Origin of the sequence: Microbacterium sp. NPDC058269, assembly GCF_042881445.1 — a bacterium.
GTDB lineage: Bacteria > Actinomycetota > Actinomycetes > Actinomycetales > Microbacteriaceae > Microbacterium.
Genome location: NZ_JBHVXT010000002.1, coordinates 35,281 through 60,686, shown reverse-complemented (window position 1 = coordinate 60,686; position 25,406 = coordinate 35,281). Strand labels below are relative to the sequence as shown.

At 64.5% G+C, this 25,406-nt stretch carries 22 protein-coding genes and 1 pseudogene; 10 read left to right on the top strand and 13 right to left on the bottom strand.

Going from position 1 to position 25,406, the window contains the following annotated elements:
• Window positions 1-179: 179 nt before the first annotated feature.
• On the top strand, window positions 180-2,078 hold the full coding sequence (locus ACFVWL_RS08510) for a zinc-ribbon domain-containing protein (protein WP_387181090.1): 1,899 nt from the start codon (window positions 180-182) through the stop codon (window positions 2,076-2,078).
• A 143-nt stretch (window positions 2,079-2,221) separates the two neighbouring features.
• Here ACFVWL_RS08510 and ACFVWL_RS08505 read toward each other — a convergent pair whose 3' ends face one another.
• Window positions 2,222-2,467, bottom strand: coding sequence for a helix-turn-helix transcriptional regulator (locus ACFVWL_RS08505; RefSeq protein WP_387183578.1), 246 nt, complete (start codon window positions 2,465-2,467; stop codon window positions 2,222-2,224).
• A gap of 229 nt (window positions 2,468-2,696) precedes the next feature.
• Here ACFVWL_RS08505 and ACFVWL_RS08500 point away from each other — a divergent pair, with 229 nt between their 5' ends.
• Window positions 2,697-3,182, top strand: coding sequence for a hypothetical protein (locus ACFVWL_RS08500; RefSeq protein WP_387181087.1), 486 nt, complete (start codon window positions 2,697-2,699; stop codon window positions 3,180-3,182).
• Window positions 3,179-3,544 (top strand): hypothetical protein, encoded by a 366-nt coding sequence (locus ACFVWL_RS08495; protein WP_387181084.1) that lies wholly within the window; start codon window positions 3,179-3,181, stop codon window positions 3,542-3,544. Before ACFVWL_RS08500 ends, ACFVWL_RS08495 begins: the two co-directional genes overlap by 4 nt.
• A 304-nt stretch (window positions 3,545-3,848) precedes the next feature.
• Here the strand turns inward: ACFVWL_RS08495 and ACFVWL_RS08490 are convergent, their stop codons facing one another.
• The 5 genes from ACFVWL_RS08490 to ACFVWL_RS08470 form a co-directional block, all read right to left on the bottom strand.
• Window positions 3,849-3,980, bottom strand: a complete 132-nt coding sequence (locus ACFVWL_RS08490; protein ID WP_387181081.1) for a cupin domain-containing protein — start codon at window positions 3,978-3,980, stop codon at window positions 3,849-3,851.
• Between the two features lie 674 nt (window positions 3,981-4,654).
• On the bottom strand, window positions 4,655-5,827 hold the full coding sequence (locus ACFVWL_RS08485; RefSeq protein WP_387181078.1) for an ABC transporter permease: 1,173 nt from the start codon (window positions 5,825-5,827) through the stop codon (window positions 4,655-4,657).
• Window positions 5,828-5,907: 80 nt separating this feature from the next.
• Window positions 5,908-6,609, bottom strand: coding sequence for an ABC transporter ATP-binding protein (locus ACFVWL_RS08480; RefSeq protein ID WP_387181076.1), 702 nt, complete (start codon window positions 6,607-6,609; stop codon window positions 5,908-5,910).
• Window positions 6,606-7,670, bottom strand: a complete 1,065-nt coding sequence (locus ACFVWL_RS08475; RefSeq protein ID WP_387181073.1) for a peptidoglycan-binding protein — start codon at window positions 7,668-7,670, stop codon at window positions 6,606-6,608. Before ACFVWL_RS08475 ends, ACFVWL_RS08480 begins: the two co-directional genes overlap by 4 nt.
• Complete coding sequence (locus ACFVWL_RS08470; RefSeq protein WP_387181071.1) at window positions 7,667-8,191, bottom strand: hypothetical protein; 525 nt, start codon at window positions 8,189-8,191, stop codon at window positions 7,667-7,669. The genes ACFVWL_RS08475 and ACFVWL_RS08470 overlap by 4 nt, the downstream gene beginning before the upstream one ends.
• 167 nt (window positions 8,192-8,358) lie before the next feature.
• Between ACFVWL_RS08470 and ACFVWL_RS08465 the strand changes: the two genes are divergently transcribed.
• The gene (locus tag ACFVWL_RS08465) at window positions 8,359-9,015 is read left to right on the top strand and encodes a response regulator transcription factor (RefSeq protein WP_387181068.1); all 657 of its coding nucleotides are present in this window, start codon (window positions 8,359-8,361) and stop codon (window positions 9,013-9,015) included.
• A 38-nt stretch (window positions 9,016-9,053) separates the two neighbouring features.
• On the top strand, window positions 9,054-10,226 hold the full coding sequence (locus tag ACFVWL_RS08460) for a sensor histidine kinase (protein ID WP_387181066.1): 1,173 nt from the start codon (window positions 9,054-9,056) through the stop codon (window positions 10,224-10,226).
• Window positions 10,227-10,375: 149 nt separating this feature from the next.
• Here the strand turns inward: ACFVWL_RS08460 and ACFVWL_RS08455 are convergent, their stop codons facing one another.
• From ACFVWL_RS08455 to ACFVWL_RS08430, 6 genes are all read right to left on the bottom strand, one after another.
• The gene (locus tag ACFVWL_RS08455) at window positions 10,376-11,317 is read right to left on the bottom strand and encodes a zinc-binding alcohol dehydrogenase family protein (RefSeq protein WP_387181064.1); all 942 of its coding nucleotides are present in this window, start codon (window positions 11,315-11,317) and stop codon (window positions 10,376-10,378) included.
• 334 nt (window positions 11,318-11,651) lie between these two features.
• On the bottom strand, window positions 11,652-12,980 hold the full coding sequence (locus ACFVWL_RS08450) for an RNA polymerase sigma factor (RefSeq protein WP_387181062.1): 1,329 nt from the start codon (window positions 12,978-12,980) through the stop codon (window positions 11,652-11,654).
• 93 nt (window positions 12,981-13,073) lie between these two features.
• Window positions 13,074-16,547 (bottom strand): hypothetical protein, encoded by a 3,474-nt coding sequence (locus tag ACFVWL_RS08445; RefSeq protein ID WP_387181059.1) that lies wholly within the window; start codon window positions 16,545-16,547, stop codon window positions 13,074-13,076.
• Window positions 16,548-16,648: 101 nt separating this feature from the next.
• Window positions 16,649-17,047 carry a hypothetical protein gene (locus ACFVWL_RS08440; RefSeq protein WP_387181057.1) on the bottom strand — a complete coding sequence of 133 codons (399 nt, stop codon included), beginning with the start codon at window positions 17,045-17,047 and terminating at the stop codon, window positions 16,649-16,651.
• Between the two features lie 569 nt (window positions 17,048-17,616).
• Complete coding sequence (locus tag ACFVWL_RS08435) at window positions 17,617-17,838, bottom strand: hypothetical protein (RefSeq protein ID WP_387181054.1); 222 nt, start codon at window positions 17,836-17,838, stop codon at window positions 17,617-17,619.
• Between the two features lie 1,459 nt (window positions 17,839-19,297).
• Window positions 19,298-19,573: a hypothetical protein gene (locus ACFVWL_RS08430; RefSeq protein ID WP_387181051.1), complete on the bottom strand. Its 276-nt coding sequence runs from the start codon at window positions 19,571-19,573 to the stop codon at window positions 19,298-19,300.
• Window positions 19,574-20,637: 1,064 nt separating this feature from the next.
• On the opposite strand from ACFVWL_RS08430, the gene ACFVWL_RS08425 reads away from it, so the two are divergent.
• Window positions 20,638-20,895, top strand: a complete 258-nt coding sequence (locus ACFVWL_RS08425) for a hypothetical protein (protein ID WP_387181048.1) — start codon at window positions 20,638-20,640, stop codon at window positions 20,893-20,895.
• A 275-nt stretch (window positions 20,896-21,170) separates the two neighbouring features.
• Here ACFVWL_RS08425 and ACFVWL_RS08420 read toward each other — a convergent pair.
• Window positions 21,171-21,902: pseudogene (locus ACFVWL_RS08420) on the bottom strand (2-oxo acid dehydrogenase subunit E2); the annotation flags it as partial.
• 156 nt (window positions 21,903-22,058) lie between these two features.
• On the opposite strand from ACFVWL_RS08420, the gene ACFVWL_RS08415 reads away from it, so the two are divergent.
• From ACFVWL_RS08415 to ACFVWL_RS08400, 4 genes are all read left to right on the top strand, one after another.
• On the top strand, window positions 22,059-23,489 hold the full coding sequence (locus tag ACFVWL_RS08415; protein WP_387181045.1) for an MFS transporter: 1,431 nt from the start codon (window positions 22,059-22,061) through the stop codon (window positions 23,487-23,489).
• 36 nt (window positions 23,490-23,525) lie between these two features.
• Window positions 23,526-24,023: a universal stress protein gene (locus ACFVWL_RS08410; protein WP_387181043.1), complete on the top strand. Its 498-nt coding sequence runs from the start codon at window positions 23,526-23,528 to the stop codon at window positions 24,021-24,023.
• A gap of 178 nt (window positions 24,024-24,201) precedes the next feature.
• A complete protein-coding gene (locus tag ACFVWL_RS08405; RefSeq protein WP_387181040.1) occupies window positions 24,202-24,414 on the top strand; it encodes a heavy-metal-associated domain-containing protein in 213 nt (70 codons plus the stop codon).
• Window positions 24,411-25,376 (top strand): heavy-metal-associated domain-containing protein, encoded by a 966-nt coding sequence (locus ACFVWL_RS08400; RefSeq protein ID WP_387181039.1) that lies wholly within the window; start codon window positions 24,411-24,413, stop codon window positions 25,374-25,376. The genes ACFVWL_RS08405 and ACFVWL_RS08400 overlap by 4 nt, the downstream gene beginning before the upstream one ends.
• Window positions 25,377-25,406: the final 30 nt, after the last annotated feature.

Sequence of the window (25,406 nt, the reverse complement as noted above, 5' to 3'; positions counted from 1 at the left end):
GGCTGTGCCGACTGTGTGCCGGCGGCGACCACGTAGAGCAAATCCCGCACGACCGCGAAAACTGGTGTCTCCGCCACCCCGGTCAGCTTGTGTGGGCGGGGCCTGGCACGACGCGAGAGTCGCAGCCGATCGTCCAGTTCATTAGCGCACAGGCGAGAGCAGAGCGCAGGTTCAGGCAAATGGTCGCCGCCGGACGCATCGACGTTCGACTTCACACCCGCGCATGGGAGATGGTGCGCGACAACGCTCGCCTCACCCGAGCCGACAGTTGGAAGAACATCGCAGACGGGACCCCATATGGCAACGAGGCCCGCGCCTCCCTCTTCCCCGAGATCGTGTCCGTGCTCGCGGCTCTGTCCGACGGCGACAACCTGAAGCGATGGGGCACCCTGTCGTCGACATCCCTTCGTAGCGACATTGCAGCGACAATAGGGACCGCATACGGCGCTACCAATGTGCTCGTCGAACGCGTAGTGCTCTGGCTACGTCCGTTGCGTCGCAGAACCGTCAAGACGCGCTTCGACCCTCTATGCTCACCGTTGGACCTCGTCGACGCTGCTGCAATCATCGACGTCACTGCCCCCTACCCAAAATGGGTTCAAAGCAACCCCAAGGCCGTCGCCGAATGGGACTGGCGCCGCAACAGCTCTACCCGCGATCCTTGGGACTCGGACGGGGTCACGAAAGATGCATGGTGGGTCTGCGACCAAGGGCACTCATGGGAGGCGAGTCCTTTCACACGCGGCTACGCCGTTACTCGATGCCCTTACTGCGCCGGCCAGATGGTGTGGCCTGGACACACCGACTTGCGAACTGTTCGACCTGATGTCGCCGCGGAGTGGGACACAGCCCCGGGGCACAACGTCGGGGATCCAGATCACGTCGGCCCGAGATCCACCCGCCGCGTCCATTGGCGGTGTCGCCGCGGACACGGTTGGAACGCTACGATCCGCAACAGAACATTGTTGGATCACCGATGCCCATACTGCGTCGGGACGCGCCCCATCCCTGGGGAGACTGACCTAGCTACACTTCGCCCCGACATCGCGAAAGACTGGGATCCTACGCGAAACGCCGGCCTGACGCCCTCGATGGTAAAACCGGGTTCAAGCAAAAAAGCATGGTGGACAAGTTCATGCGGGCATAGTTGGCGCGCGGGCATTCATGATCGAACCCGCAAGGACGGCACGGGCTGCCCCTACTGTTCGAACCGATCCGTCCTGGTCGGCTTCAATGACATCGCCACGACTCACCCTCAGATGACCCTCGAATGGGACGCCAGCAACGACAAGAAACCCACAGAGGTAACTGCAGGCTCCGCCTACAGCGCTTCTTGGATGTGCGACGGTGGACATGTTTGGCGCGCTCGCGTCTACAGTCGCGTCCGCGACGCTTCAGGGTGCCCGTTCTGCGCGAACTGCGCTGTGCTGCAAGGTTTCAACGACCTCGCGACGGTTCACCCGAAACTCGCAAGTCAGTGGCACACTGCACACGGTGTCAACGATCGGAAACCCACCGAGGTCACCAGCGGATCTCAATATCGGGCGAGTTGGATTTGTCTCAAGGGTCACACCTGGCGAGCAGAAGTCGTGTCCCGCAGCAGCGGCGGGCATGGCTGTCCATACTGCAGTGGGCACCGGGCAATTCCCGGCGAGACGGACCTGAGCACGCTGCGACCGGAGCTTGCGGCCGAGTGGGATATTGCAAATGAGCTATCCCCAGCGCAGGTCACCGTCTCGTCCAACCGAAACATGGCTTGGCGATGCAGCACCGACCACGTGTGGCACGCCACAGTCAGCAATCGCTCGAAGGGCAGCGGCTGCCCCTACTGCGCCGGTCAACGACCTATACCCGGCGAGACCGATCTCGCCACTCTCCAGCCAGACCTCGCTGCCGAGTGGGACGCGAGCAACTCTCTCTCCCCACAGCAGGTGACACGCTTCTCAAACCGCACCGCCGCCTGGAAGTGCAGCAACGGCCACACATGGTCGTCGATTATCGCCCAGCGCAGTAGCGGCTCGGGATGCCCCGTCTGCTATCGAGAGCGGCGACGAAAAGCCGACTCCGACCGAAGCTGAAGAACCCGCGTCACCGCGGGTTCTTCGCGGGCATCCGTTGATTCTCTTCACCCGGGCCCGCTATCTCGGGCACCGGGTCAGGCTGGCATCGCTGACGTGAGGCCACCTCGATCAACCGGTCCCCCAATTATCCTGACGCGGCTTCACCGGCTCCGAAGATCGGGGGCGTCACCAGGGACCAAATCAGCCAGTGGCGTTTCAAGCACCTGCGAGAGTGCGAGAACGGTGCGCAATGTGGGATTGGCCGGATGCCCCGGGCGGGACTCACCCTTCTCATACTTCTGATAGGTGTACCGAGTGAGACCAGATCGGTAAGCTACTTCCTCCTGACTCAGCCCAGCGCGCGCCCGCGCGGAACGAAGCGAGGTCGCGAAGCGCTGGGAATACACGCTCCACTCCGCTTCAATCTCATCGTTCCGTCGAGGCACCTACCAAGCGTTGCGACGGGCCAGTCCTCGTATGGCCTAATTGGTATGGCATAATTCGGAAGGCCATACGAAACAATCTCGTCCTTGTCGGATCGCTCCGCTCTCCTCTGCACGTGTGCTGCCCATCCCGATGACTGGCGGTCGCGTCGCGGGAAGGCCCGTGCAAGCGACCGCGATTGTGATGGTTGAGATGCCTGAGTCGTACCCGATCTGGTGGCAGGAAATTGACTCGCCGCCGCCAGCTGAGTGGCTCCTCATGTTCGAGGACTTCACCGGTGACGACACGGCAGAGCAGTGGGCGCTGGCCGCGGCCATCTTCATCGCGCAGACTCGCCACCGCACCGCAGCAGGCCCCACATTCGCTGAGCTGTTCAAATATCTCCTGCCGGACACCGACGGGCTCCCCGGCCCCCTGCCACGAAACCTAGACTTCGTCCATCGGCGTCGCGCTGTTGCAGGGTTCCGCGGTCATTCGGCAATCGAATGGCGCCGTCGAGGCATGATCAGCTTCGACAACGGCGTTATGCGCAGCCTGCGCGTAGGACGCGAGTTTCGCGAGCGGTCGAGGCGTCGTCAGCAGGCCCGCGAAGCCGTGCGTCAACAGCGCGAAACCGCGTGTGACACGATCTCTGACTTCGCTCGCAACGCCCTTGTCACGGAACGGGAGGTGACATGACCGAGGACTATCCACCGGAACTCCGCAGCCTCCTGAAGCGATTCGCTCCCGGCTGGCCCGAGCTGCTGGAGGTCGGAGTCGGCTGGTACCCCCTACTTGCGAGGCTCGATGCAAAGCTGGGCACAATTTCACCGAACTACGTAGTACAGCAAGTGAAGTCAAAGTTCGGCGCGTTGAGCTTCTACGCCGGCCCGTCCGATGACCCGTCGCACTTTGACTCGGCGTTCACGGACGCTGTTCGTGAGGCTGAGTGGGAAAGCATCGAGACGTGCGAAATATGTGGGGCGTCGGCCAGGCAGTATGTGATCCGGATGTGGGTCTCGACGCTCTGCCCGGGTCACGCCTCTGAGGCGCAGCCGTAACGGCAGAGCGGGTTCATCGCCCGTCTGGCAGACTCCCGAAGGTAGGGTGCCGCCCCGTCACAAATGACGGAGCGGCGCGTCAACGCAGGATCTGGGAACGGCCGCGTTGTGGTCGGAGGTCAGGACGCCTGCGACACCCGCCGGTCGCTTCGGCTGCTCAGCTCCTCCTCGGAAACGAGGGTGAGCATCGGCTAACCTGGCACGCACAGCATGGTGACCACAAATGTTGTGGGTTCGTCGACGAGGTTGTTCGCATCCTGGTAGTGGATAACGTCCCCACCCGGCTCCCAGAACTCCCCAGCCTTCACGACGCGCGGGGCTTCCCCTCGAGCTCGAATAGAAGCTCGCCTTCGAGCACATAGCCGAATGCGGGGCCGGAATGACGGTGGGGCCGCGTCCTTGGGCTGGCGGGCGGGAGCGTGACGTGAATCGTCATCGCGTCGCGTGCTCCTTCGAGCTCGAGATAGTCAGCACAGAGGCCGCTCACGCGAGACTGCCGACGGTTCGGTTGACTCGTCTTGTTTGGGTTTTCAGGCCGAGGAGCATGCGGGACAGCTGGTCGCGGACACGCGATCGAAGGGTGAGTGAGCAGAACGATGGAAGAGAATGACTATCCGCTCGATATGCAACGCCTGCTCGACCGCATCGCGCCCGGTTGACCCCCGGTCCTCGCCGCCCTCGAACACAAAATCAACGCATACAGGCAGTCAACATCGGGCCCCCTGTAACCGCGAGACAACCAGATGGCCATATCAACGATGCCATCTCAAGCGTCCTCGTCATTGGCGCCTGACGACACGTAGTAATCACAGAACACCGCCATTCACCGCTGCACTCCACAGTCAGCCTGGCTTCCGTCGGCTGTGTCGCCGCGTGTTGCTTCGCGGCGTCGACGCGGGCACGCAGCGCCTCCCTGTCGGTGTCTCGCGAGACGCGCTCGGCGACGGCGCGGGTCCCTCGGCGCTCGTCAGGTACCTCTCGCTCCAGGAGGTTGTTCAGCCGCTCGGCCGACGGTGCGGTGAGCGTGTCGGAGTACGCGCCGATCGAGTTCGACAGCTGTTCGGCGGCGGCCTGGCGCAGTGGTCCGGAATCCCACGGGTTCGCCATTCATCACGGCGCGGAAAGCGCTTCAGTCGGTGCCAAGCGGGCCGCACGAATGGCGGGGTAGAGCCCGGCCATGCCACCAACCAGTACGGTCGCGATCATGCCGCCGAGGGAAGCCCACGCGGGCACTACGGTCGGCCATCCCTGCGAGGCCGCGTAGAGGGTTGTTGCGATCACTCCGAGCACCACGCCTGCGAGACCGCCGAAGAACGCGAGCAGCAGGGATTCGCTGAAGAACTGCAGACGTATGTTGCCGCGGGTCGCGCCGAGCGAGCGGCGCAAGCCCACCTCGCCGCGTCGTTCGAGTACCGAGATCACCATGGTGTTGGCGACGCCGACGCCGCCGACGAGCAACGCCACTGCACCGACGCCGAGCAGCAGCCCGGTGAACGCCTGGTCGGCTGCGGCGGCCGCTTCGAGTGCGTCGGAGGGGCGTGAGACATCGACCTCGTTCGGTGCTGCCGGGTTCGCGGTCGCGGCGAGTACGTCGCGCACCGCCGTGACCTGGTCGGGGTCCGTGCGAGCGAAGATCTCGGTCGGGTTCCCGTCGAAGCCGGCAATCGCCTTTGCTGCGGTCCACCCGATCAGGGCGGCCAGGTCGAGTTTGGGGGCGAGCACCGCGGGATCCAGGATCCCGACAACGGTGTACAGTGCGCCGCCGACCCGGACCTGCACGACGGGGCCAGCGTGATCGATGCCGAGCTGCGCCGCGGCTGTGCTGCCGAGCACGACAGCCGGGTACTGGGCCGTCGCCGCGTTCAACCATGCCCCGTCGGCGATCGTCACCCCGAGCGTCTGCAGCAGATCGAGGTCCGCGGCGTACGTGGCGATTCCACCCGACTCCTCCGCCGGGATGAGGTCGCTCCGGTAGACTTTCGCCTTCGTGGCGCCGAGGGCGGTGACCCCCGTGACCGGACGGATGCGCTCGATCATGCCGGGCGCATCTTTCGGCAGCGGCACTGAGTCGCCTGTGAGGCTCTGACCGGTGCTGACCGTGAGCAGGTTGGTACCGAGCCGGTCGAGGGCCTGCTGGAACTGCGCCTGTCCCGACGTCGAGATGCCGACGACGGCGACCATCGCGGCGATTCCGAGCGCGATTCCGAGCGCCGAGAGCACCGCGCGCATCGGGCGGGAGCGGAGCCCGACGCTGCCGAGCCTGACGACATCGCCGGTGCCCATGCGAGCCGGTTTAAGTGCGGCGAGCCGGTCCTGTTGTTCAGCGTCCGTTGCGGTGTCGCGCCGAGCTCCACGCTGTTTCATCACGCCATCCCTCCTATACTGGTTCCCTGCCCGGTCGAGCTGTCGAGCGTGATCGCGCCATCACGGATGTGGAAGTTCCGCGGCGCGTTTGCCGCGACATCCCTGTCGTGAGTGATCAGAAGCACCGTCGTGCCGTCGCGGTTCAACTCGCCCAGCAATGTCATCACGTCAGCACCCGCCACTGAGTCGAGGTTTCCGGTCGGCTCGTCCGCGAAGAGGATAGACGGTGAGCCGGCCGTCGCGCGGGCCACCGCCACGCGCTGTCGCTCGCCGCCCGAGAGCTGGTTCGGTCGGTGTTCCATGCGGTGGCCCAGTCCGACACGTTCGAGCGACGCCACCGCGAGTTCGCGTCGCTTCGCAGGTGCGATGCCCTGATAGAGCATGCCGTCGGCAACATTGTCGACCGCGCTGACGCCGGCCGCGAGGTGGAACTGCTGGAACACGAAGCCGATGCGTTGTGCGCGAAGCGCCGACAACTGCGCGTCGCTGAGCGAGGCGACGTCGTGCCCGTCGATTCGCACGGTGCCGGAGGTCGGCCGGTCGAGCGTTCCCATGAGCTGCAGAAGCGTCGATTTACCGGAGCCCGAGGGGCCGACGATCGCGACGAACTCGCCCCGGCCCACGCGCAGGCTTACGCCCCGCAATGCGGCGACGCTACCGTACTCCTTACGCACGTTCTGCAGGTCGATGATGTCGCTCATGATGCGGGCACCACGACTTCCATACCTTCGGTGATGCCGTCGCCGCTCACCTCGACGAACCCGTTCGCGAAGAGTCCAGTCTCGACACCGACGAGCTTGCCCTTCTGCGATTTGGTGCCGGCCATCTCGACCGCGTAGCCACCCTCACCGAGTGCGAGCAGAGCATTGACAGGCACGGTGAGCACGTCCTCGCGGCGGTCTGAGGTGAAGGCGACCTTCACTGTCGATGCCCCTGCGGCCGTGATTGCGGCCGGATCATCCGGCTTGACCGTCACGCTGAGCGATGTCTTCTTTTGCGGCTCGCCCGGCCCGGCACCGGCGTCATCCGTGACGGCGCTCTCAGCCGATGCGACCTTGCCAGGAACAGACGTTCCGTCAGGCAATGTCACGGTCACCGGGGCGCCAACGACGGCGAATGACGCCTCGGTCGTATCGAGGTCGACGACGGCCGTACGCTCACGACTCGACACCGTGATCAGGTCACCATTTGCCGGGTCTCCGAGTTCCGACGTGCGTCCGGTGACTTGCACCGGGCCCGCTGCGTAGTGCACGAAGTCAGGAGTGATCACACCGGTCTTCTCGGTCCCGAGATCCTTCTGCCACTGCTCGACCGCGTCCTCAGTCGCAGCCGTGTACTCACGGTCGACATCGAAGCCCGTGTAGCCGAGCGCGGCGAGGTTCTCCTCGAGCTGTCGCACGTCGTCACCCTCAGTACCTTCGTTGAGCGTTCGGTACGCGGGAACACCACCGTAAATCAGTACCTTCGGCACCTGGTCGACCTTTAGTAGCACGCCGCCGCGCTCGATCGTCGTTCCGAGCTCAGGCAGCCAGGTCACTGTACCTGCGGTACCGCGGAGCGTCGACTCCGAGGCATACGACAACGTGCCGAACTTCTCAGTCGTCGCGACCAGAGTCTGTTTCATCACCTCAGCCAAGTCAGGCTTCTTAGCAGCCTCGGTCGCCTGGTTGTCGCTAAATCCGAACCCCTGAGCCGCGACAGCAGCCAAGACGACACCGGCGACCACGACCGCGCCAGCAGCGATCAGCCATTTCCGGCTCACTTCGCACCCTGCAGCGCGTCCTCGCACGTGTCCATTGCCTTCTGGAACTCGGAGCTCTCAGGATCGACATCACCGGGGAGCATGACCTGGCCTTCGGCATCGGGGTCAGGGAAGCCAGGCACTCCATTTTCTCTCATGCACTTCGAGAACTCGATCTGCCCCCCCATCTGGACAGTTGGATCTCCTCCTTCCGACGTGCCGAGGAACTTCTGGCACGCCTTTATCGCCTTGTCGAGCGTTGCCTTCTCAGCGCTGGGGATCTGGAAGCTTGGAGCGTTCGGGTCCGGATCGGGCATGTCGATGCCGTTCTCGCGCATACACCCCGCGAACTTCACGGGATCGGCCCCTAGCGGATCCGACTTGTCGCCAGCCCCCGAGCCGTCGGGCGTGGTGGACTTCGAACCACTTTCGAGTGAAGCGACATCGCTTCCAGCCGACTGCGCGCATCCACTCAATGCGAGCGCACCGGCCAAGGCGAGCGCGGCAAATCCGCCGCTCAAGAACTTTCCTCCACGGTTCACGGGTAGCTCCTCTGTTTGCGTCGGTGACCCGACGGTCGAGTCAATCTGGTCGGCGTCGGAGCCTGAAGCTGCGTCCACCGACCCTTCGATGTCAACAGACGCCGCGTTACCACGGCGTTACCAATTTCGCTAACGCTCCGGTAACGCGCATAAGAGATGATGGTCGTATGCGGATCCTGGTCGTTGAAGACGAGCCCCTCCTGGCCGACGCCGTCGCCCGGTGGCTGCGCGAAGCCGCTCACGCCGTAGACGTCGTCGCCGACGGGGCGTCCGCATTGGCGCGCGTCGCCGTCAACGACTACGACCTCGTGGTGCTCGACCGCGACCTCCCTGTGGTGCACGGTGACGAGGTATGCCGCCAGATCACATCAACTGCCACCTCGCCCCGAGTACTGATGCTGACGGCGGCCAGCGGCCTCGACGATCGAGTCGCCGGGTTAACCCTCGGCGCCGACGACTACCTCGCCAAGCCGTTCGCATTCGCCGAGCTCGGCGCCCGTGCCGCCGCCCTCGGACGCCGCTCCCGCTCAGCCGCCCCTCCGGTGCTGGAGCGATCAGGCATCCGCGTCAACACGCATCACCGCGAAGTGGCACGCGACGGCAGGTACGTTCCACTCTCGAAAAGAGAGTTCGCGGTGCTCGTCGAACTCGTGCTCGCGTCCGGCGCGTATGTCTCCGCCGAGCAGCTGCTCGAGAAAGCGTGGGACGAGCACATCGACCCGTTCACGGGAGTGGTGCGCATCACGATCCTGAGATTACGACGCAAGCTCGGCGATCCACCGATCATCGAGACCGAGCCCGGCGTCGGCTATCGCATCCGATGAGACGCTTCCGCATCCCCCTTCGTGCTCGACTCACGCTCGTGTACGGCGCACTGTTCCTGGTCGCCGGTGCTGTCGCCCTCGCCATCACGTGGGTTCTCGTCCGTCAGCAACTGAACGCCAACCCGATTACAGCCCTCTCCTCCGGTCCGCTCACGCTTCCGGTCCCGACTTCGGGACCGAGTGTTGCACCGACCGACCCGTACGCGCTGTGGCCGATCGCAGAGCAGCAGTTAGTGTTCCGGATCGAGGAGCTCCGCGAGGAGGCCCTCGCCGCCATCATTACCCAGGGCATGATCGCGGTCCTCCTGGTCGGCGGCCTCGCTGCCTGGATCGGCTGGCTCATTGCCGGCAGGATACTGCGGCCCATTAGCACGATCACCGAGACCGCACGCCGCATCGCGGAATCACCCGATGCCGATCCTCGCATGCACGAACGCATCGGCCTGAACGGGCCCCGTGACGAGGTCACCGAACTCGCCGACACTTTCGACAGCATGCTCGCCCGCCTCGATTCAGGCTTCGACATTCAGCGCCGCTTCATCGCGAACGCCTCGCATGAGCTACGAACCCCACTCACCCTCAACCGCGCACTCATCGAGGTGTCCACGCACCGAGCGGATGCCTCGCCCGATCTGCGACTGCTCGGTGAAACCCTGCTTGACATCAATGCCCGGCATGAACGCCTGATCAACGGGCTCCTCCTTCTCTCCCAGTCGGAGCGCGAACTAAGCGAACGCCGCTTCGTCGATCTTGCGGACGTGGTCGAGCACGTCGTCGACCAGCAGCGCGATTCGGACGCCGGGGTCGACTCCTCGCCGACGATCGAAGTGGTGTCCGCCGACGCGCCGACGTCGGGCGACCCGGTGCTGCTCGAGCAGCTCGTGCGAAACCTCCTCGATAATGCGCTGCAGTACAACCTCACCGAGGGTGGCCGAGTTACCCTCGAAACCGGCGTCCGAGCCGGGAACACGGTGTACCTCACGGTCTCGAACACCGGCGCCGTCATCGCGAACTACGAACTCGCGAGCCTCTTCGAGCCGTTCCATCGGCTCGGGTCGGAGCGCATCGCCGGCACGCACGGAGTCGGCCTCGGCCTCTCGATCGCGCGCTCGATCGTCGAAGCACATTACGGCACGATCACCCTTGCTGCCCCGACAACAGGCGGTCTCATGGTCACCGTGACTTTGACTTCCGACGCATACGAGCAGTAGATCGGGTCGCCGCCTCGACCGCCACGGCATTCACCTCGGTTGGGCTGATTATTTGAGCCGCGTCTTTGGCCGGTGCCAGCGTCGATATCACCGGTGCTCAGCCGCTTCTGAGGCACCTCGATACCTATCCCCCTACTGGCGGAACACGACTAGGGAACGAGTAGAATCTTTCCGGCGACCTTGCCGGATTCCATCAGTTCGTGCGCCTCGGCAGCACTGGCGAGGGGGAGTTCCGGCCCTAGCTCGACAACGAAGTCGCCGCTCGCGAGCAGCTCGATTGCCATCGGCACGCCCTCGGCGCGCCACACGGTCTCCTGCTCGGTGAAGGGGTGGGGGGAACCGCCCGAGAATGCACGGATGCCGAAGCTTTCGGCATCCGCCCCTCGTACGATCGTCGCGATCCGATTGTGATCCGCAACCACCGCGAGTGAAACCTCGATGGCCTCGTCGGTGCCGGCGCAATCCATCGCGGCGGTGACCTGGGGAGCGGCGGCACGCACTCGCTCGAGGAGCCCTTCACCGTACGCCACAGGAATGGCACCGAGTTTGCGCAGCTGGTCGTGTCGTGAAGGGCGACCGGTGGCGATGACGGTCGCCCCCCAGGCAACGGCGAACTGAACCGCCGCTTGCCCAACTGCACCGGAACCGGCATGCACGAGCAGCACATCGCCCGCGGTTGCGTTCAGCGAGCGCAGACACTGGTAAGCAGTGCTGGCGGGCATGGGGACTGCCGCACCCTCGGCCATCGTCACCGAATCTGGGAGCTCCGTCAGGTTCTTCGTCGCGACCGCCAAATGAGTTGCATAGGTGCCGACGGTGTTGCCGATGACCACACGATCACCGACGGCGAAGTCGTCGACGTCAGGGCCAACCGACTCGATGACTCCTGCCCCGTCATAGCCGACGCGCCGCGGCTCTGTGATCGGTGCGGAGAGACGTTTGCCGCCGCGAACCTTCGCGTCGAACGGGTTGACGCCGGCGACTTCGATCTTTACGACAACCTCGCCCATCGCGGCAACAGCGTCAGGGATCTCGATCAGGCGCAGAACTTCGGGAGAACCAAACTCGGTGTAAACAATTGCGTGGGTCATGACCTAACGCTGCTCCTGGTTGTTCAGTGCGAGGATCTTCAGGATCCGCTGCGGGTCTCGCCAAGCGATGAAGCGTGGCTATGTCAACTTCATCTGGCCCAGGGGGCGTCTCCGGATGCGGTATCCGGTGCGCGGGTCGAAGCCGTGGATCTCCCGAGTGTCGAGGAAGGTGGTGTGGGGGCGCGGGGTGCCCCCACACCGGGTAGCCCGCCTGGGGAAGGGCGGGCCTTTTTGACTCTGGGGAGAGTGTCAAAAAGTGGGCTATACGTTCTCGTCTATATATAACGATCTATCCCAGCGAATTGGACGGCATCCGTCGAAACTTGCCTGAATGTCATGGTTGGACTCTGCTGGCGGCTGTGCCGATGACCCCGACTCCGGTGTCCGTGATTGTTGTGAGTTTGATCCAGTACCGGGGGGGTGTGTCAGCTGGTTGGTGATCAACGGAGAAGGTACCGCCGCCAGCATTGAGGGCATCCGTTGTGCAGGTGACGACTGTGCCGGTGATGTCGCATCTCCATCCTGCCGGGGGGCGTATCCGATCGACTCTCTCAGTGAGGGTTATGGTCAGGGATTTCGTCTGCCAGGTCTCATCGGCGACCTCGAAGTCCAGCTTGAAGTCGACTTGGGTTGAGGACTCGAGAGAGGTCGTAACGCCGATCTGCGCCACAGGTTCCACCTCGAACCAGAACGTCTTGGTGACGAATGCAATCGCGACAATGCTCGCGAGGACGATACCGACGCTGCCGACAGCAAGACCCACGATGTTGGTGAGCCGTCCGAAGAGACGGCGCCCCGATAACGGCTGTGAAGCGGGTGTGCGTGACGAGTCTGAATGGATTTCCTGCTTCTCAACCGCCGCGCTTGCTGGGGGTGTGGATATCAGGTCGCTGAGGAGGACGAGCGGTGTGATTCCGAGAGTCGCGAGGGCGGCAAAGCGTGCCCACACACGTCGGCAGCGTCGGCACGACTGATAATGATCTGCGGAGCCTCCTCCGCGGGTGGTGTCGGGACTGTCACCGATCACTTCAGGCAATCGTTTGGCTGCGGCAGCGCAGTCTTGTCGCGCGTTTTCCTCGAGCAAGAGGCGGAGCATTGTGCGGCGAAGGTTCGCTTTCGCGCGCCGGGTCAGTGCGTAGATCGCGGAGACGGGGCGAGCGAGCTGTGTCTCCAATTCGCCGGGCTTACGGCCTTCGATGACCGTGGCTGTGAGTACTTCTTGCTGATCTGGAGGGAGAAGCAGTAGTGCTCGCCGCACCAATGCAAGTTCTGCACTGTGGTCGATCCGTCGGATGCGATCGTCTGTGGGAGCGGCCGGGTCATCAGTGGGAGCGAAGTGGCGCACTTTGGAGCGAGGGGACTTTACCTCGTCGAGGAGTTTGTTGCGCATGACCTTGGCGATGTAAGCGTTCACGTTTCCGGTCGGTCCGCTCCCTTCTGCCCATCGACTGAGCACAATAAGAAGCGCCTCTCCCAACAGGTCGTCGGGATCGTAGGAATCTCCTGCGATTTTCCGCGCAATCATGGAGAGCTGGCTCAAGTTCTGCGCATAGTACATTCCCGCAGCACGACGATCCCCATTCGCAGCAGCGCAGACGAGAGCGTCTTGCTCAGCGTGTGCGTTGCCCTGCGCGATGCCACCTTCCCCGGTCAGCTCGCCCACTAGAGACCTCCCAATTCCCCAGAGTGGTGATGACTAGTCGCGTCACGGGGGGCGGCGGGCCTGTAGCCCACCGCCCCCGTGACGCTTACACCGCTAGTCCTCTCTACGAACGCGACGTCGCATTGTGATGATCCCTGCGCCTGCTGCGACCAGCAAGAAGGCGATGATCAGGATGAGTGTCGGGTCGGCACCGGTGATCGCCAAGCCGGTGCTCGGCTTGGTGACTACCGGCGGAACCGGCGTGCTCGCTGCTGCTGCGTCGTCGGCAACGGCGATGGTGTCACCGTTGATGTCGACCGATGCGGTGGCGACGTTGGTGAGCGCCTCGGTCAGAGTGTGCTCGACCACGAAGACGCGCGTCTCACCGATGGCGAGGGCGATCGTCTGCGGCTCGAGCGACGGAGCCAGCGGGTCGGAGACGACGACGCCGGTCAGCGGTGCCTCGCCGGTGTTGGTCACCGCGATGCGCCAGTAGATCGTCGTACCGCTCGGTGCGGTGACCGATTCAGACCAGGGGCCGTCTTTGTTCAGCGATACCTGCTTGACGATCGTCAGACCCACGATCCCTCCGGTATACCACGACGAGTCGATTGCGGTGACGGGGTCGGTCTCGGGGAACGGGGTTCCTTCTTCGTCGGAAGGGGCACCGGTTGCGGTCGCGACGTTCTCGTAGAGTCCCTCAATCGCGGTGCCGGTGCCCGTGAATGTCACGGACTCTCCGGGTGCGAGGATTCCGTCGAAGCCCTCGGGAGCGACGACCTCGACCTCTGCGCCGGCTTCTTCTGCCGCGCCGCCGATGTCGGCGACGGTGACGTCGGAGAGCGTGGTGTTGCCGGTGTTGGTCACCAGATAGCTCCATTGCACGGTCGAGCCGGTGGGAACCACCGGTGCGTCATCAGACGTCGGAACGTCGATGCCGTTCGTGGTCTTGACAATGCTGATGGCGGATGCCGCGGCAACCGTCACCACGGCTTCGTTCGACTCGAACGCCACGGCGTTGCCGCTGTAGACGGCGGTCGCGGAGACGGTGTTGTCGGCCGACTGTCCGGCGACCGTCTCGCCGTTGACTGATGTCGGTACGAGCAACGTGAAGTTCGCTCCCGTCGCCAGCGTCGGCACGTTCACCCGGAAAGCGGTGGCTCCGGCAGCATCCGCACTCCACGTGCCCGTTGTCGCCGAGGTCGCGTCGGTCGAGTACTCGACCGTCGCTCCCGCCGGGATTCCGGTGACCGGGCCCGAGAGGGTGACGTCGAAGTCGTCACCGTCGGCCGTGGCCGGCAGCTTGTCGAAGAACACCGAGTCCGAGACCGTTCCCGGCAGCACGTTGCTCACGAAGATACGCCAGAACGCCTCGCCGCCGACTGGGCTGGTCAGAGCGAACGGACCATCGGCCGATGCCGAGGACAGCTTGTCGATGAGCACGCCACCGGCGGTGTTGATCGTGGTGAGTGTCTGGTCGTACCCGATCGAGCCGCGAGCGGGGTCGAGGTTGTAGTTGTCGGTGTTGAAGTACGGGTTGTACCCGACCATCGGAACCGTCGTCGCCCCTGTGCCGCCGTCGGCGACGCTGAGGAAGCGCGGGTCGTCGGTGTGTGACCACGACTGCGGCACCACGGTGGTGCTCTCGGGGTTGTACGCCGCGGCCAGCACGACCACCGGGATCGTGTAGGTCCAGCCGTTGTTCTCGACGGAGCGGTGGTTGGCCACTCCGGGAGCACGCATCGGCGGAACCTCGTCGAACGTGAACTCGATGACCTGCATCTCGCAGCCGTTGGCATCGGCGATGCGCTGGGTCGTGTCGACCGTCACGCCCGACCCGATGGCCGGAGCTGGCGACGGGACACCAACGAGCGGGGTCGCCTCGGGCACGATCGGCTGGGAACCGTCGTAGAGGATGCCGCAAGGAAGTACGACAGTCATGACCGAATCCGTGTAGACCTCGCTCGGGTTCTGGTTGATGATCGAGGCGCGATAGCTGCCCGTGTCGCCGACGCTCAGCGTCGATGGCCCATTGATGACGGTCGTCAGGTAGACCGAGTCGGTCGGCGTGAAGGCATAGGCATCTTCGGCGGTCATCGTTCCGTCACCGTTGCGGACGGTGAGGGTGTTCTCGATCAGCCCGACGGGTGCGCCTGCGGCGGCCGGAGCCTCGATGATGCCCTCGTCGATAGTGCGGAAGACCGGCTGACCGTCGAAGGTGACCTGCACCTCGCTGTTCACCGGAACCGTCTCGGTACCGGGAGCGACGACGACACGCCATCCGCTGATCGTCTCACCCGCAGCGAGATTCACGGGCGTGGTTCCGGCATCCCAGCCTTGCGAACCGGTGACGTGCGTGGTGAACTTCGCCGTCGTTCCGGTGCCACCCGGCGGGGTGACGCTCTGCCAGGTCGTCGAACCGTTCACCTGGTATTCGAAGGTGTAAGGCAGGTTCGCGGCAGCCAGAGTGCCGTTGAAGCCCACCTGGATGTTCTGCAGGTCGATGTGCTGGTACCAGCTCGCGTTAGCGGTGCCGGTGGCACCGGAGTCTTCGAGGATCAGCTCGTCCAGGTTCGGATCATCGGTCGCACCGATGTACGACCCCTTGGCGCGGACCTGGAGGGCCTCATATCCAGCGGTGCCCGATCCTTGAACGAAGGACTTGTCGGCGGCGACACCGGCACCATCACCGTCGGCGAAGGGGATGGACTGGGTCGTGAACGGGGAGCCATCATGCCAGACGCCGTTGGCGTCCTGCGTGCGCAGGTTGACCGTGTTGGCCGGCGGGCTGACGAGTCCGGGGAACGCATCCTCGGGGTAACGGACGGTGATCGAGATCGCCGATCCCGAGGGGTCGAGAGCCTCGAGGCTGGCGTACTGCGCGTCGTTCGTCCATACGGCGTCCGGGAACGACGAGACATCCCAGGCTCCGATGGAGGCGTCCGCACTCACCAGTTCGACGCCCGCGGGGAACGTGTCCGTGAGTTCCTGCATGTGCGAGGCGAAGGTACCGGGGAACGGCCCAGCCCCCCAGACATTGAAGAAGTAGGTGACCGTGCGGTTGTCTCCACCGGTGATGACCTGCGAACTCTTCTCGGAGTTGTAGTCGTTCGAGCCGGTGACGACCGTCTCGACAGTGTCCGAGGTCACAGCACCCGAAGGGCCACCGGTTCCGGTGATGGAGGCCGCGAAGACCTCCCCCTCGTACCGATCGTTGTACGGAGCCTGGCGCACCGTGTAGGCGACGCTGAGCGGGTCGGTGTCGGTGTCGGCGAGGCTGATGGTGAGCACGCGCGTCGCAGCGTCGTAGCTGCACGAGGCGATCGGAGATGAACCACCGATCGGGCACGACTCGAACTCCACACCGGTCGGGAGCGTCGTCGTCAGCACGATACCGCTGTGCGTTGCCGCGGGCCCCTCGAAGTCGAGGGTCGCGGTGTAGTTGAAGTTCTGTCCGACGGGCACGGATGCCGGAGCCTCGAGCTCGAGCGTGTAGTCACCGTCGGCGGCGCTCGCGGGAGCTGCCGCGCCGAGGATCAGGCTCGAACTCGCGAGGATGCCTGCGATCCCGAGTGCGGCTGCGCGCACGAAGCGTCCTGCGGCAGTACGTGGCGTCTTGCCTGCGACGAATCTCGCCCGTGTGTGCCTACCGGCAGTACCACGCGACGGAGCGCGCCCACTGAGATTACTCATTCGTTCTCCCCTTTTTCGATGCCACCATCGGCGACAAGATCCCCCATACGAGAGACCAGCAGAATGCTGGAATATGACGCTTTCCCGGGTAACAAATAGGTAACGTTTACAGAGGGTCTGGCCTCGCGCAGAACATGGACACGTGTAGAGTGCGCGACTCTCGTGCTAAATGTACGACCCAGATGGCTGCCATGACAACCAAAAATGTCTGGGGCTGTCGGTTTTTCGCCCAGACCGTGCCAATAATCGGCATAGCCGCGCGCTGTCAGCTCCTTCGCGGCTCGCGCGCGATGGCTGTCTGCTCCGGCAGGCCGCGTGACGGGCCCCTCGAGGCGGAATGGTCGCGTGATGTCCGCGATCTCGGACAGCGCGTTGATCGATGACGATGTAACCATCGTGTTTCCCCTTCGTTGCTGTGCTCCACAGCAGCCCCAGATTCCCCACCTCCACCGGAGAGAAGTGCCAGCTCCCCCCAGAACTGGCACTCCTCAACATCTGAACGAGTTCACGCAGACGTCTACGCCGGGGAAGGCGCACAGAAGCTTCGGCCCCTGCCCCTCTTACACGAGTGTGAGAGGGGAATCGGACGGGTGCAAGAAGATTCTTCTCAGGAAACCCTCGGGTGCGATACCTGACCGCCGGTCTCCCCCTTCGATGGCCGCGCCCGCGCAACGCCTGGATATCGCTGCGTTGCGGCGCAACACAGATACGGGTGCGCTCCCTGGGCAGAGTGAGCTCGCGCAATCTATGCCGGCACTGGTGACCCGTACCTAACGAATGCGCGCGTCCCGGCGCAGATGCAGTCGCGCCTTGGCCACTGGCATGTGGATTTCGGCGCCCCTACCCGCCGGTAGCGCAGCTCTGTCCCACGGCTCACAACCGGTTCGCGGAGGTCGTGGGGTCGACCTGAGAATAGAAGCGACCTGAGAATAGAAGGAGAAGCAGATGCTCCGAGAGGAGGGCGTCAAAACAGCATGTAAAGTTCTCGCTCAAGATGGCGTCTCAGGGAGACGATTTCGAAGTGGGTACCACTGATAAGAGCGAGCATGTCCCAGACCTCTGCGATGCGCTCTTGCCATGCTTGACTGTCCGCTGCTGAAGTCTCCTGAGCGGCCCGAGATTGGTACTCGGCGATCAACAGCTTGGCAGCGGAGTGCAACCGGGACAGCTCCGTCTCATCCGGCATAGCATGTGCTCCTCGTCATGACAATCACGTCCATGGCCGGGCCGGTTCCGGCCGCCCGACATCGGCAGGCCTCGCCCAGGCCCCGATACTTCGATGCTCCGTCGCGGTATAGAAGCGCATGATCAGCTTGCGTCGATGCGTTCGCTGGTTCCAGGCGCGGCCCTGCGCGTTGAGAGCGTCGATCCAAGTCAGGGAGGGCATACGAATATTCATGTGGCGAGCCTGCTCCCACCCATTCAATACACATGCCCCCTTCTGAGGCTCAGGTGATACTTGACGCATCTAGTTGCGCCTCGCCATCGAGCCCGAGTCGCCGCTGCCGGGGTCGTGCGATAGACGTGGATCTCTACACCCACTTCACTCACGGGTAGCCCGAGATGACTAGCGTAGATTCCTCGGGCGGCCTCTTCGACCTCCGCCAGCCTGCCGACCTGGATCTGACGACCGATATCGACCGCGTGAACCACCCACCAACCTCGCTCGACGTACGCGGTCACCTCATATGAGCGGGACACTGCTACTCCTCGTCCTCATGGCCGTACCAATGCAGCCATCACCATTGAGACGCGATACTCCGTCGACTATTACGCCGATACGGTCTTTCTCGAGCATCGTCGGTCCGGTCTGAGGAGATCATCGCTGGTGGCGGTGATCCCTTCGAGAGCCCGACCGATTCCGCCTTCGAACTCGTCTACATGATGCGAGGCCCCCAGCCTCGTTCGACCACGCGTCGATGTGCCGGCTCGCCCCACGAGCGGCACCCGGGTGGGGAACCCGATTCGTTCCGGGTCCCCACCCGATCTTCGGGTGAGGATGAGATCCGTATGCGGCCTGAGCTCCTCGGGCGTGTCCGACAAACAAAGGGAGCCTTCAGAGTCTCAGCGTGATCTGAAACCTGCGGAGCATCCGGGCCGCCGGAAGGTCGGAGTCGACAAACACATCTGGGACGGTCATTGCTGCGGTCTGCGCACCGTCGTCGGGAAACCTTCAGACGGATACAGCCGATCTCCATGGTGATGTCATACGGAGTCCCTCCCCCACCATCATTGATGAAATGGATGACGGTCGCACTAACTTCGCGAGCTCGGGAGCAGATCTGCCGCGGCGTCGGGCGCCAAGACTGAACACGGGGTCGGTAGCGACCAGCCGTCGATACGAAGTTCCGCTGGATCGTGTGGACTTGTCTCCGTCGCGGCCGTGGCGTCGGTCCAGGCGGAGGCGGACCCTTGCTCCACGATACGGATGGGGGCGTTGAGGATACGGCCTCAGGGTGACTGCCTCTGTAGCTGAGGGACGACCTCATCCACCACAGAAGGGCCGAGCTCCTGGAGCGGGAGTTGAGATCACGAGCGGTGACGGTCCTCGCCAACCAGTCGTATCAATCTGGTGTCATCGAAGGCGGCCTGAGTCACTGCGCAAGCTGAACGCCGCCTCACGCTCTCCGTCGGCGACTGACCAGTCAAGTAGACACTCGCACGATAGAAACCGTGAGTACCAGTGCGGGGAGTGACGCGGCTGCCATGATCGGCGGCGTCCACTCCTCCGCGAAACCGGTAGCAAGGCTCAACAGTGTTCCGACCATCCAAAGACTCAATGCACCGACGCCGACTCCAGCGAAACCGTAGACGAGGGCCACCGCGCTCACAGATGCACACACCACCGCGAGCACAGTTCCGCTGATTCCCAAAGGTATAAAGAAGCTCGACAGGTCGAGCAGCAACGATGCGCTTGACATAGTCTTCCCCTCCCCCATTCATATCCCCAGTCGTCTTCTGCCCCGCTGCCAGCAGGGCCACCGTCCCCTCGGGGCATCGGTTCCCCGAGGGACGCCCGTTCGGGTGAGCGGCTGGCATACAGACTCTGGGGAGAGAAGAACGGGATGAAAACACCCCGCTACTACTAGACGAGGTGCTACTCCAAAATCAGTCGGTTCGTTCAGAAATATTCCGACCGCATCGATCCCTCGCAGCCGACCCGCACATCGTCCACGACCGTTCAGGCTCAGGTGGGGTGTAAGTCGGGCCGGGGTGCCCGCTCACGGTTCCTCCCCCTATTCCCGCGAACGGCACCCCCAGTTCCTGCCGGTCAGTGGCTGAGTTCGTTGCCGGCCTTCACCTGCCGCGATCGATTCACGCGAGCCCTGGGTGCACGGTTCTGGCGGCCCTCGTTGAGTGACTGCTTAGCCGTGTTCGGGTAGCCGGTGGCTGACTCTGCTCGCGCTTTGCGGGCGGGTGTCGTGGCTCCTTTGGCGGCTGCTCTGCAGCGGAGCCGGCATCGACCATCGGTCCGCCCGGATTCAGGCGCGCCATATTCAACTCTCGCGCTGGCTGCGCCCGACGCCCGTCCGCGATTGCCGAACGGTGCTCCTCCATCGATGTGAAATGACGCTCGAATCGCTGAACTGCCGGATTCTCCGCGAGTAGAGCTGCAGCGTCCTGCGAGCAGGCGCGACCGTGCGCCGTGTCGAAGAGAGGACGCGCATATGCGCTCGGCACCCAACGGCCACCGAGTGGATCCTGCCCCGCCTCGGCCGCGGTGATGGCCTCCGCCCAGCGCTGCATGATGCGCTCCTCCGAGACCTCGAACGGCACCTCCACGTCGACAACGTGGACGCTGTAGCCGGCACGCTCCAGCTGTGTGCCGAGTTCGACCGCGGTCGACGATGGAGCGTCACAATCGCCCCCGACCGATGCTCCACAAACCTGCGAGGCTTCAAGCCTTCTCCGATCCCTGCGTCTTCGGCCAGACGGCGATCTACTCGGACACAGTAGACGGCAAGGAAATGCGTCTCGAGATCAAGTGATCGAGGCCATCCCTGACGTGACCATCTATGCGGAATACGAGGGGCGGGACAACTACGCGCAGTTCACCGCACTACTTCGCATGGGAGGAGACTTGGCGGCCGACGCGGCACGTGGTGGAGGCGGCGAGTCTGAAAAGACCTACGCGAGCTTCTTGGCCACGCGAGACCTCGTGGCCCAGCGCCATGAGAATGCGCGCGCAGAGAGGCTCGCCAAGGAGGGCCAGCAAGCCGCCGAGCTTGGCACGGATGGCTAATCGAGAGGCGCGCCAACGCAGGGGCCGAGCCGGCCAAATTGACATAGTTGCCAATATCGGGACCACTCCCCGCTGGATTCGCCCTTAGCTTGAGTCCGAGCCCAGAGCGTGCTGCAGTTCGCAGGGCGACAGACGACGCGTTTGCATCGACGCGAACGACGGCAACAGCGATCAGGAAAGTGTCACGGCAAAGGACACCTCGAGGGCGCCAAACAGTCTCAGTCGAGTGACATCTGGTGTCATCTCAGTCCGTTTCCGACAAGTTGTTCTCGCGACTAGATGCCGAGGTCGCTCGTGAAGGCGCCCTCCTCGAGGCGCCGCTTGACCGCAGCGAGGAACCGGGCCGCGTCGGCGCCATCGATGATGCGGTGATCGTAGGAGAGCGCCAGGTAGACCATCGATCGCACCGCGACCCCATCCACCCCGTCGGCCGAGACGACCACCGCCCGCTTCACGACCGCACCCGTTCCGAGTATCGCCGATTGGGGCAGGAAGACGACCGGGGTGTCGAACAGCGCCCCGCGCGATCCGGTGTTCGTGAGGGTGAAAGTGCCGCCCGCGAGCTCATCCGGCTTCAGCCTGTTGTCCCGAGTGCGCTCCGCGAGGTCGGCGATCTGCGCGGTCAGGCTCGCGATGTCGAGGTCGGCGGCATTTCGGATGACGGGGGCCATGAGACCACGTTCGGTATCCACCGCGATGCTCATGTTCTCCTGGTCCGGGTAGACGATGCTGTCGCCGTCGACCCGGGAGTTGATGACCGGGTGGGTGCGGAGAGCCTCGGCTGCGGCCATCGCGAAGAACGGCAGGAAGCTGAGCTTCTCGCCGGTCCTGAGAAGGAAGTCACCCTTGACCCGGTCGCGGAGGCGGGCGACCCGGGTCACATCGACCTCGACCACGCTCGTGACCTGCGCCATCGCCGTCATCGACGCGACCGCGCGCTCGGCGATCACTCTCCGTAAACGTGTCATCGGCACCGTGGTGCCGCGCAAGAGGGACGCCCCTCCCGGGACGTGGATGGATTCGCTCATGTGCTCTGTCTCCTTCGCAACGGAGGGCATCCTGTCGCCGGCGCTTCACGGTCACACCGGAGCACCCCTACCCCCTATGGGTATAGGCTACACCGCGACCGGGTAGTCCGGCACAGCTTCCTAGGAGGAACGAACATGTCCACACCCCCACCCATCTCGCGAGGGAAGCGGTGGCTCGGCCTCGTGCTGATCGCCACCGCCCAGTTCGTCGTCATCATGGACACGTCGATCATCGGCGTCGCCCTCCCCGACATCCAGCGCGCCCTCGGCTTCACGCCCGAGTCCCTGTCCTGGGTGTTCAACGCCTACGTGGTCGCCTTCGGCGGACTGCTGCTGCTGGGAGGCCGTCTGTCCGACGCCTTCGGCGCCCGCAAGATCTTCGTGCTCGGCTGGCTCGTCCTGATCGCCGGCTCGATCATGGCGGGAGCCGCCAGCAACGTCGGCCTCGAGATCGCCGGTCGCGCCATCCAAGGCGCCGGATCCGCGATGATCGCCCCCGCGGCCCTGACCCTGTTGATGATGCTGTTCGGTGGCACCTCCGATCTCCCCAAGGCGTTCGCCGTCTACGGAGCCGCGGCACCGATCGGCGGCACCGCCGGCGTCTTCCTCGGCGGAGTCCTGACCGAGTACGTCAGCTGGCCGTGGGTGTTCTACGTCACGGTTCCGATCGCGCTCTTCGTCCTCGCCTTCACGGCGACGGCCCTCCCGCGCACCGTCCGCAAGGCCACGGGTTCCATCGACATCGGCGGCGCGGTGACCGTGACCGTCGGGCTGGCCGCCGTCGTGTACGCGGTGGTCAATGCGCCGGAGGTCGGATGGCTCACCTGGTCCACGCTGGGCATGCTGGCTGCCGGCATCGTCCTGTTGGTGATCTTCTTCATCATCCAGGCACGCAGCCGCAACCCGCTGCTTCGACTCAGCCTGCTTCGCGCACCCCTCCTCGGTGCCGCGAACGGGGCTCAGCTGATGCTCGGCGCCGCGTGGGTCTCCATGTGGTTCTTCCTGAACCTCTACCTGCAGCAGGTGCTCGGCGCGAGCGCGTTCGCCGCGGGAGCCGCACTCCTTCCGATGACCGGCCTGGTCGTGATCGTCATGATCGCGCTGGCACCACGACTGCAGGAGCGATTCGGCGCGAAGTCACTGATCGTCAGCGGCCTCCTGCTGCTGGCCGGCGGCCTGGCATGGCTCGCCTTCGTTCGCCCGGACGGCAACTACGCGGTCGATGTCCTGCCCGCCTCTCTCCTCGCCGCCCTCGGCATGTCGCTCGCCTTCGTGCCGTCGCTCGGCACCGCCATCAACGCGGCACCGCCCGCCGAGACCGGTGTCGCCTCGGGGCTGGTCAGCACCAGCTACCAGATCGGATCCGCGCTCGGGCTCGCCGTTCTCACGGCGATCGTCTACGGCATCGCGGGGACGGACGCCTCCACGGTCGAGCTCACGCAGGGGTACTCCGCAGCCTTCATCGGTGCAGCGATCCTCGCTCTCGCCGGAGCGATCATCACCGCCATCACGATGACGAAGCCACGGACGCCCGCTTTCGCCTCCGACGAGTCGATCTCGGTCTGACAACCCACCCGACCCATGACCAGTAAGGAAACTCCGATGCCCTCTCCGAAATTGCTCATCGCCTACGACGGCTCACCGAACGCGCAGAGCGCGCTGCACACTGTGGCCGGCCTGTTCCCGGGTGCGACCGCGGTGCTGTTCTACGCCCGGCAGCCACTCGAGGGCTTTGCCGCACACCTTGAAGGCCATCCGGCACTGGAGCAGCTGCAGGGCCTCGACGCGGCAGCGCTCGATGTGTCCGAGAAGATCGCCACCGACGGCGCGCAGCTGGCCCGCGATCTGGGCCTGAATGCCGAACCGCTCATCTCCTCCACGATGGCCACCGCCTCCGAGGCCATCGTCGACGCCGCGGAAGAGCTGGATGTCGATCTGATCGTCCTCGGATCTCGAGGACTGCGCGGCTTCAAGGCGACCCTCCTCGGGAGCACCTCGGCAAACGTGCTCCACCACGCCACTCGCCCGACCCTCGTGATCCCGTCGGACGACGTGGCCGTTGCGCGACGCGGCAACCGCAGCGCCTCCGTCGCCCGGTAAAGATCGCCGGCGGCGCCCACGCCGGAATCTGTCGAACCCCGTGCCGGATCTGTCGAGCAGAGATGCGCGACAGGTCCGGCTACGGGGCGAGTCACAGGCCGCGCGGAATACCCTCTGTGGGTATACAGTTAGTACAGATACCCCCTACGGGTAATGACCAACAAGAGAAGGAGCCATGATGGCCACGAACGAGTACCAGGTGACGGGCATGACCTGCGGGCACTGCGAGATGTCGATCCGCGAAGAGGTCAGTCAGATCGCGGGCGTCGAAGACATCGAGGTAAACGCGCAGACAGGCAAGCTCGCCGTGACCGGTACCGATGCGGTCGACGACGCACAGGTTCTGGCGGCAGTGGAAGAGGCCGGATACTCGGCGGTGCGGAGGTCATGAACGCCGGCGCGCGTCTCGGCATCTACGGGCTCGGGCTCGTCGTGGCCTTCGGCGGCGCCTTCGGCATCGCCGGGGCCCTCGTGCCCGACAGCGCGGTTGCAGGTTGGACGAAAGGAAGCGAAATGAACGGTCATCAAGAGGGTCACGGCGGATCGAACGCCACGGTCGCCGAAACCGAGGTCGCCACCGCGAGCGCCCTCAAGGGCTTGTCCCTGGGAATCGACGGCTACGTGCTCTCGCCCGTCCAGGCCCCCGCGGCAGTCGGCGAATCCGGGGAGCTGAGTTTTCAGATTCAGGATGCCGACGGCGACCCGGTCACCGAGTACACCACCGCACACGACAAGGATCTGCACCTGATCGTCGCGCGGTCCGATGGCAGCCAGTTCCGGCACGTCCACCCGGTGCTCGACGAAGCGACGGGCACCTGGTCGCTTCCGTGGCAGTGGGCGGAAGCCGGTACCTACCGGGTGTTCGCCGACTTCACGACGGCCGGGGAAGCAGCATCCGCTCTCACGCTGACTCGCACCGTTCAGGTGGCCGGAGACTTCGCACCCGTCGCGCCTGAGCCTGCGCGAACCGCCGAGGTCGCGGGCTTCACCGTGTCGCTCGAAGGCGAGATGGTGGCCGGTGCTCCGAGCGAACTCACGATCTCGGTCGCCCGCGATGGTGAGCCCGTCACTGCGCTGGAACCCTACCTGGGGGCGTTCGGTCACCTCGTGGCTCTGCGCGAGGGCGACCTCGCCTTCCTGCACGTCCACGCGGAAGGCGACGAACCGAAGGCGGGCGAAACCGCCGGACCCACGATCGTCTTCAACGCCGAGGCTCCCACCGCCGGCCGCTACCTGCTGTACCTGGACTTCCAGGTGAACGGCGAGGTGCACACCGCCGAGTTCGTGCTCGATGCCGCCCATGGCAAGGGCGGCACGGACTCCGAGGGCGAATCACACGAAGACGAACACTGATCGTCGAGCCTCGATCGGACTGCAGCTGAC